General features: G+C 57.2%; 6 protein-coding genes and 3 pseudogenes. 6 read left to right on the top strand and 3 right to left on the bottom strand.

The genetic code is table 11. The features are described from left to right. Positions 1 to 172: pseudogene (locus tag AB4Z52_RS35535) on the top strand (IS6 family transposase); the annotation flags it as partial. A 393-nt stretch (positions 173 to 565) separates the two neighbouring features. Next, complete coding sequence (locus tag AB4Z52_RS35530) at positions 566 to 1375, top strand: DUF3800 domain-containing protein (protein ID WP_442222511.1); 810 nt, start codon at positions 566 to 568, stop codon at positions 1373 to 1375. 50 nt (positions 1376 to 1425) lie between these two features. Here AB4Z52_RS35530 and AB4Z52_RS35525 read toward each other — a convergent pair. Together AB4Z52_RS35525 and AB4Z52_RS35520 are read right to left on the bottom strand one after the other, a co-directional pair. After that, positions 1426 to 1842: pseudogene (locus tag AB4Z52_RS35525) on the bottom strand (OB-fold nucleic acid binding domain-containing protein); the annotation flags it as partial. Positions 1843 to 1920: 78 nt separating this feature from the next. Beyond that, positions 1921 to 2269: pseudogene (locus tag AB4Z52_RS35520) on the bottom strand (hypothetical protein); the annotation flags it as partial. 441 nt (positions 2270 to 2710) lie between these two features. On the opposite strand from AB4Z52_RS35520, the gene AB4Z52_RS35515 reads away from it, so the two are divergent. The 4 genes from AB4Z52_RS35515 to AB4Z52_RS35500 all read left to right on the top strand — a co-directional run bounded on the left by AB4Z52_RS35515 (position 2711) and on the right by AB4Z52_RS35500 (position 5348). Further along, positions 2711 to 3163, top strand: a complete 453-nt coding sequence (locus AB4Z52_RS35515; protein WP_442222510.1) for a hypothetical protein — start codon at positions 2711 to 2713, stop codon at positions 3161 to 3163. Positions 3164 to 3553: 390 nt separating this feature from the next. Beyond that, a complete protein-coding gene (locus AB4Z52_RS35510; RefSeq protein ID WP_442222509.1) occupies positions 3554 to 3811 on the top strand; it encodes a type II toxin-antitoxin system VapB family antitoxin in 258 nt (85 codons plus the stop codon). Next, a complete protein-coding gene (locus AB4Z52_RS35505; RefSeq protein WP_442222508.1) occupies positions 3808 to 4176 on the top strand; it encodes a type II toxin-antitoxin system VapC family toxin in 369 nt (122 codons plus the stop codon). The genes AB4Z52_RS35510 and AB4Z52_RS35505 overlap by 4 nt, the downstream gene beginning before the upstream one ends. After that, the gene (locus tag AB4Z52_RS35500; RefSeq protein ID WP_442222507.1) at positions 4173 to 5348 is read left to right on the top strand and encodes a tyrosine-type recombinase/integrase; all 1176 of its coding nucleotides are present in this window, start codon (positions 4173 to 4175) and stop codon (positions 5346 to 5348) included. Before AB4Z52_RS35505 ends, AB4Z52_RS35500 begins: the two co-directional genes overlap by 4 nt. A 646-nt stretch (positions 5349 to 5994) precedes the next feature. Here AB4Z52_RS35500 and AB4Z52_RS35495 read toward each other — a convergent pair. Then, on the bottom strand, positions 5995 to 6285 hold a 291-nt coding region (locus tag AB4Z52_RS35495; protein ID WP_442222506.1), incomplete at its 5' end, for a GH25 family lysozyme.

Below are 6285 nucleotides of genomic sequence, written 5' to 3'. Positions count from 1 at the left end.
AGAGCGGATCATGAAGCGCTTCAAGTCACAGCGACATCTACAACGCTTTGTCTCCATCCATGACCCGATTGCCAACCTGTTCCACATCCCGCGCCACGACATCCCCTCCAGCCATCATCGCGAATTGCGCGCAGCGGCGATGAACCTGTGGGCGAAAATCGCCCGGGCATGACCAACAAAATAGGCCGGCGGCATGGGCTGGCCTCTTTGCGGTTAAGTTTACGATGCCAGTCCATAGCTGATGCACGTGACGGCCTTCTCCCAGTGCCATCGCATCAACTGTTCCCCTCTGGAGGTTTTAACCTTCACACTTCAAGGGCCTCGGTTTTCCGGTGGCCTATTTTTTTTGACGCCTTAGAATGACGGCTGACTGGACGATATATCTGGTTCTTTATCAGGCTCTCTCGCATGCGGAGCGGCCCCCTTGAAAAGCGAGCACGCAGCAGATATATATTGCTCATAGTCGAGAGCGCTGATCCGTCGGTGCGTTGAACGATTGTTTCACTCGGCTTACCGAATTCGAGCGGACCGCCTGCGGTCCGCTTTTTCGTTTCAGGGGGATTCGTTGCATCTACTCTATCTCGACGAGTCGGGTCACTCACATGATCCAAGCTCCGACTTCTTCGTCCTCGCCGGATTTAGCATTTTCGAGCGTCAAACCCATTGGCTGGAAGCCCAGATAGACCCTGTAGCCACACGCTTCAGCCCATCCAATCCTAGGGAAATCGAGTTTCATGGAAACCCCATGCGGTCGGGCAATGGCACCTGGAAAGGTGTGCCTCCGACCGACAGAGTTCAGGCCGTTGTCGATATCCTGTCGCTGTTGGCTGACAAGCAGCTGCAGTTGAAAGTCTATGCCTGCGTCATCGAAAAGAAGCTTTTTGATCCAAACGATATTCTGGCTCGCAGTTTCGAGGACGTGGCTTCGTGTTTCGATGGCTATCTGAAAACACTTTACAAGAAAAAGAACCCTCAGCGCGGCTTGGTCATCCTCGACAAAAGCAATTACGAGGAAAAAATCCAGACCTTGTCTCATGTCTTCAAGCATGTGGGGCACGCCAACGGGCAACTTCGAAATTTCGCGGAGGTTCCGCTTTTCCTGGATTCCAGGGCGTCCCGGCTGATTCAGATGGCGGACTTGATCGCCTACTGGATTTTTCGTCACTTTCAATCAGGTGACCAGCGCGGTTACAACCTCATAAAGCCGTACTTTGCCCGATATGGCGTTGGGCCAGTCTCGGGCCTCCGCTGTCATGTCACGCCGGAGACAGAAGCGCGCATCGCATTGCTTCCACTGCCAATTCATCCGTTTCCAAATGCAACGCCGAAACCTATCGCCGCCGAAGCACCCCAAATTACCACGCTTGAAGACTAATGCGGTCCTAAGACGATGTGCGGCGTTCTCTACCGCTCGGCTTGAGCATTTCAGTGAAAATTCCTGCTCTTCACCTTCAGTGTATCGATATGAAGGTCACGCACGAACATGTCGCGCGCGGCGACAACCGGCTTCGGCTGATCCCGCGGATCCGGCCCACCGCCTCTGGCGAACTCGTCGCCACGGCCGGCCGGCAGCTTGAACTCTTCATCGCGATCGGCAAGGCTCACAAGGTCACCTGACAGATCGAACAGTTGCTGGGCGACAAGATGAACGACCCCCCCTTCCCGCTGGATCCGGCCATTGATCGCCATCATCGAAGAACCGAGAACGACCAGCCGACGTTTTTCAAACAGTGTCGGCCAGACGACGAGATTGGCAGGCCCGGTCTCGTCCTCGATGGTGATGAACATGACGCCCTTTGCCGATCCCGGCTTCTGCCGCACCAGGACAAGGCCGGCGGTATACCCCAGCGACTTCGGCATCCACCACGGCGCCTTCGTTCTCTATCGCGCTACTGACACTTTCTGATGCTCCAGGCCACGCCTGGCGGAGGCTGCGGAGGCCGTCAGCCGACAATGCCCAGCCGGGCGGCTGGGCGGCGATGCGGCGGCGGGTGCGCAGGACGTCGCGGGCGATGGTGAGTTCGTGGGTGGGAGTGCGGATATCGCGGGTCGCGTCGTGGAGGACGAGGTCTTCGAGATGGACGAGTTCGCCGTCGATCCACAGCGAGGCGCAGGCATCGGTGAAGTGGGATCGTTCGAGGAAGCCGGCACCGACCGGCGAACGGGCGATGCGCTCGTCGAGACGGGCGAGCGCGATGCCGGCGTCGGAAATCGGCCGCAGCAGAGCCTGGATGAGAAAATTGGCGAGATCGTAAGACATTGAAATCATGGTAAATGATTTGCTAAACGAACTCTATCTCAAATTTTGGGTTCCGCACCCGCTATGATGCACCAGCGCACCGCTAACCATCGATAGTATTCCTGTATCGATAGTGATGGTTTTCAGGCCGCAGAGCCGGTATGTCGCTCGCCTAGATCAGGAGACTGCGCTGCAAACGCGGGGTTTTCGGGTTGGGTTCGGCCTGGATCATGAGACTCATTCCCTGGATGGGGACAGTTCCGGGAGAGGGCGAAATGACACTGTAATCCTGCAAGCAGTTGTCCCAATTGAATCCTTGTGAATTTTTGTCCTGAAGGCCTTGATTTCATGGGCTGATTGTCGTCCAGAACAGACCATCGTTAACTTGCTACGACCATGACCGTAACATCTTGCCGCGACTGAAGCCGGGGGAAGATGTTAAAAAATCCAAATCTGAAAGGAGAACTCCCTTTGAACCGCATTTTCATGTCGCTTGTCGCGCTCTCCATCTTGTCGGGCTGCAGTTCTACCACGCCTACCGGGCCTGCCAAACTCGCAGGTCCTGCTCCAAGAGCGTCCGCCGACGGCTCAGACCTTGCTCAATTCAAGTCAGACCCGAAGACACTGATAGCCACCCGCTCGTTTCCAGAGAGCTTTGATGTGATGTATAAACGTGTCGCAAATCAAGCCGATCGTTGTTTCAATGGAGCAAGTGATCTCTATGCCGATCAAGGTATTGGAGTTGCGTTCAACACTTACGATCTTAGCCGCGCCTATGTGTATTGGGTAAAAATCGAAAAGGCAGGCACAGGTTCGAAGGTTACGGTCTATACCGGCAATAATATGGCGAAACAAGGATACGTTGACAACATGTTCCGGTGGGCGTCCGGCGATACAAAATGCACCAAAGGCTGGATTATTTAGGGCCGCCTCCTCCAGCCCGTTCTACATCGGATAAATCAACAGGCCTTCGGGTGTCATTTCGCCCTCTCCCGGAACCGACCCCATGTCAGTCTGCCTGGATGATCGGAATGCCCCCGTTTTCCGATCATCCAGGCAAATTTCGTCCAAGTTTATCGGAATCTGCACCGACCTTCAGGTGAGTCGCACTTACGGGGGTGTTCACAGATGTTCAGAGACCAAATCACAGCCCGCGAGCCGCCCATGCCAAAACCCTGCCCTCCCCCGTCGATCTGGTGCTGCGCCGCTCGGATGAGGAAGTTCAGTATCGATAGTGAGCCATCTGGTGGGCGTTTTCTTGCCGTCTCGGGCTGGAATCGCTATATTTGACGGGATCTCGATAGTGGAAAGCCGATGTCCGAAACACAACTCTCCGTCCGCAGCACAAAGGCGAGAGACCTGGCCCATGCGATGGCGCGCCGCACCGGTCAGCCAATCAACAAGCTCGTCGAGCAGGCGCTCGAGCGCTACGATCTGGAACTGCGTCAACAATCTGCCCGGACGCCGATCGATGTCCTATCGGACTTAATGGCCCAGGGCCGGCGTGCTGTGCCGACCGGCACGACATCCGCACATGACGACTTCTACGACGAATATGGTTTGCCACGATGATCGCTGTCGATACGTCGGTCATTCTGGCGATGGCCCTGGGAGAGCCGGAGGCCGAACTGTTCATATCGTTGGTGGGTCGGGAGGCACTTGCGATCGGCTGGCCGACCCTGCTTGAGGCTCGAATGGTGCTGACGGGGAGGGGATTTCCAAACGCTTCGGACATAGTTGATCAGTTTGTCCGGCTGCCGAACGCAACTGCGATTGCGTTCGACCGCTTCGGTAAAGGCCGCCATCCAGCCACACTCAATATGGGCGACTGCTTTTCCTACGCCGTTGCCGCGGTCGCCAAGGCGCCGCTCCTGTTCAAGGGCCAGGATTTCGGCAAAACCGATGTCAAATGCCACCCCGCGTCCGCAACCCAATGACGCGCAGAGCCATCACCCAACCCGCCCCTGCCGATCCGGTGCAGCGTCGTGCCGAAGAACTCGATGCGCTCGAGGCTATTCTGCCGTTCGATCGTCGCGATCAGTTGGCGACACTCTTGACCGACGACGACATCGCCACCTTAAAACATCTGGCGAAGGAGGGCATGGGCGCCAACACGCTCAAGGCGCTGACCTCCGATCTCGGCTACCTCGAGGCCTGGTCCGAGCTCGCGACAGGCTTCCCCCTCCCCTGGCCCGCGCCCGAAAGCTTGCTGCTGAAATTCGTCGCCCATCACCTTTGGGATACGGCCGAGCGCGAAAATAGTCCCGATCACGGCATGCCCGAAGACGTGGCGATTGCTCTTCGCGTCAAAGGCCTACTGCGAAGCACCGGGCCGCACGCGCCGGCCACCGTCCGAAGACGGTTGACGAGCTGGTCGATCCTGACGCGCTGGCGGGGATTGACGGGCGCGTTCTCGGCGCCTTCACTGAAGAGCGCTCTGCGGCTGGCCGTCAAAGCCAGCGACCGGCCACGACAGCGAAAAAGCAAGAAGGCGGTGACCGGCGACATTCTTACCAAGCTGCTCGCGACCTGCGCTGGCGACAAGCTGGTCGATCTGCGCGATCGGGCGCTGCTGCTGCTTGCCTTTGCTTCCGGTGGTCGGCGGCGCTCGGAAGTCGCAAATCTGCGGTTCGAGGATTTGACAGACGAGGACCCGGTGCACGCAATGTCCGGCGACCCCACCTCCCCTCTTCTGCCCTGCCTCACCCTCCGGCTCGGCCGCACCAAGACGACGACAGCCGATGATAACGCGCGTGTTATTCTCATCGGTAGGCCGGTTGTCGCACTCAAGCAGTGGATCCGCGAAGGTCGGATCGACAGCGGACCGGTGTTTCGGAGCATCGATCAATGGGGCAATCTTGACCGGCGGCCGCTCACACCACAATCGGTCAACCTGATCCTGAAAACGCGCATATCTCAGGCGGGTCTGGATCCATCGCAATTTTCCGCCCACGGCCTGCGCTCGGGTTATCTCACAGAAGCGGCCAATCGCGGTGTACCGCTCGCCGAGGCCATGCAGCAGTCACTCCACAAGTCGACGACGCAGGCGGCAAGCTACTATAACAATGCCGAACGGAAGAACGGCCGAGCAGCTCGGTTGATAGTGTAAGGTAGTTGATTGACCAAACTCGCCGCAACTCCGCGGCCATTATTTGCTATGGAGCCGATATTGCGCGCGACAGACTCAATTTTTCGCGGAGAAATACGGTCCCCTCTCAGAGGCGGCTGTCCCGATCTACAGTCCCAGCTAAGTTCCCGCAGCATTGTTCTGCGCGTTGCCTGTTCTCAACCTGACCGTCCCGGAGTGGCTTCCGGTTGAACTTCAGTCAAAAACCTGCCCCCATTTGGGAAATGATGTCCCACGGGTTGCCGTGATGTCAGGAGGAGGCCGCCATAGCAACACAATGCCGATGGCGGTCTCCCCGATCTTGATGCTTAGGGGCGAATGCGCTGATCTGTCCAATCCGGAGTACGCGAGCCCGCGGATCACCTAAGAGCGTCACCTCCCTTGCAGCATTATGTCTTGCGGAGAACCGGGAAGTGCGTCCCGGACGCTTTCAAATAGGATGGCAAGCTTGCGTGAACATACCGCCTCATTTTAGAGGCACGTGTTAAATGAGCCAGCGTTGTTGCATGGGTCCCGGTAAGGCATTGATCTTAAGGAGTTTTCCCGTTTTTAGACGATTTTTGATAAGTGTGTAAAAACAATGAGTTAGCCGGACCCATGCAACAACGCCAGTTCTCGCTGAGATAGCTCAGCGCGACGCTATCCAATTATGCCATTCGTCGCCACTGCCGTGGAAGACATTGAGGTCGATCTTGCCATTGACGGCGTCCGAAAGACCGGAGCCGGAATATTGCCAGAACAGCCAGTTCCGCCCAGGGTATAGGTCTGAGGGATGCGTGGCCACCGAGCGTAGCCAGAAGGGATAGTCGAGCAACTCGCCCTGCAGGTTGTCGCGGTAGAAATCCGGGGCCGTGTAGATAATCGGTCGCTGACCGTAATAGCGGTCGCTGACCGTAATAGCGCTCGAGCTTGTCGGCAA

Source organism: Rhizobium sp. 2YAF20, from assembly GCF_052114685.1.
Lineage (GTDB): Bacteria > Pseudomonadota > Alphaproteobacteria > Rhizobiales > Rhizobiaceae > Rhizobium.
The sequence above is the reverse complement of the archived record's forward strand: the minus strand, read 5'-3'. Positions and strand labels throughout refer to the sequence as shown.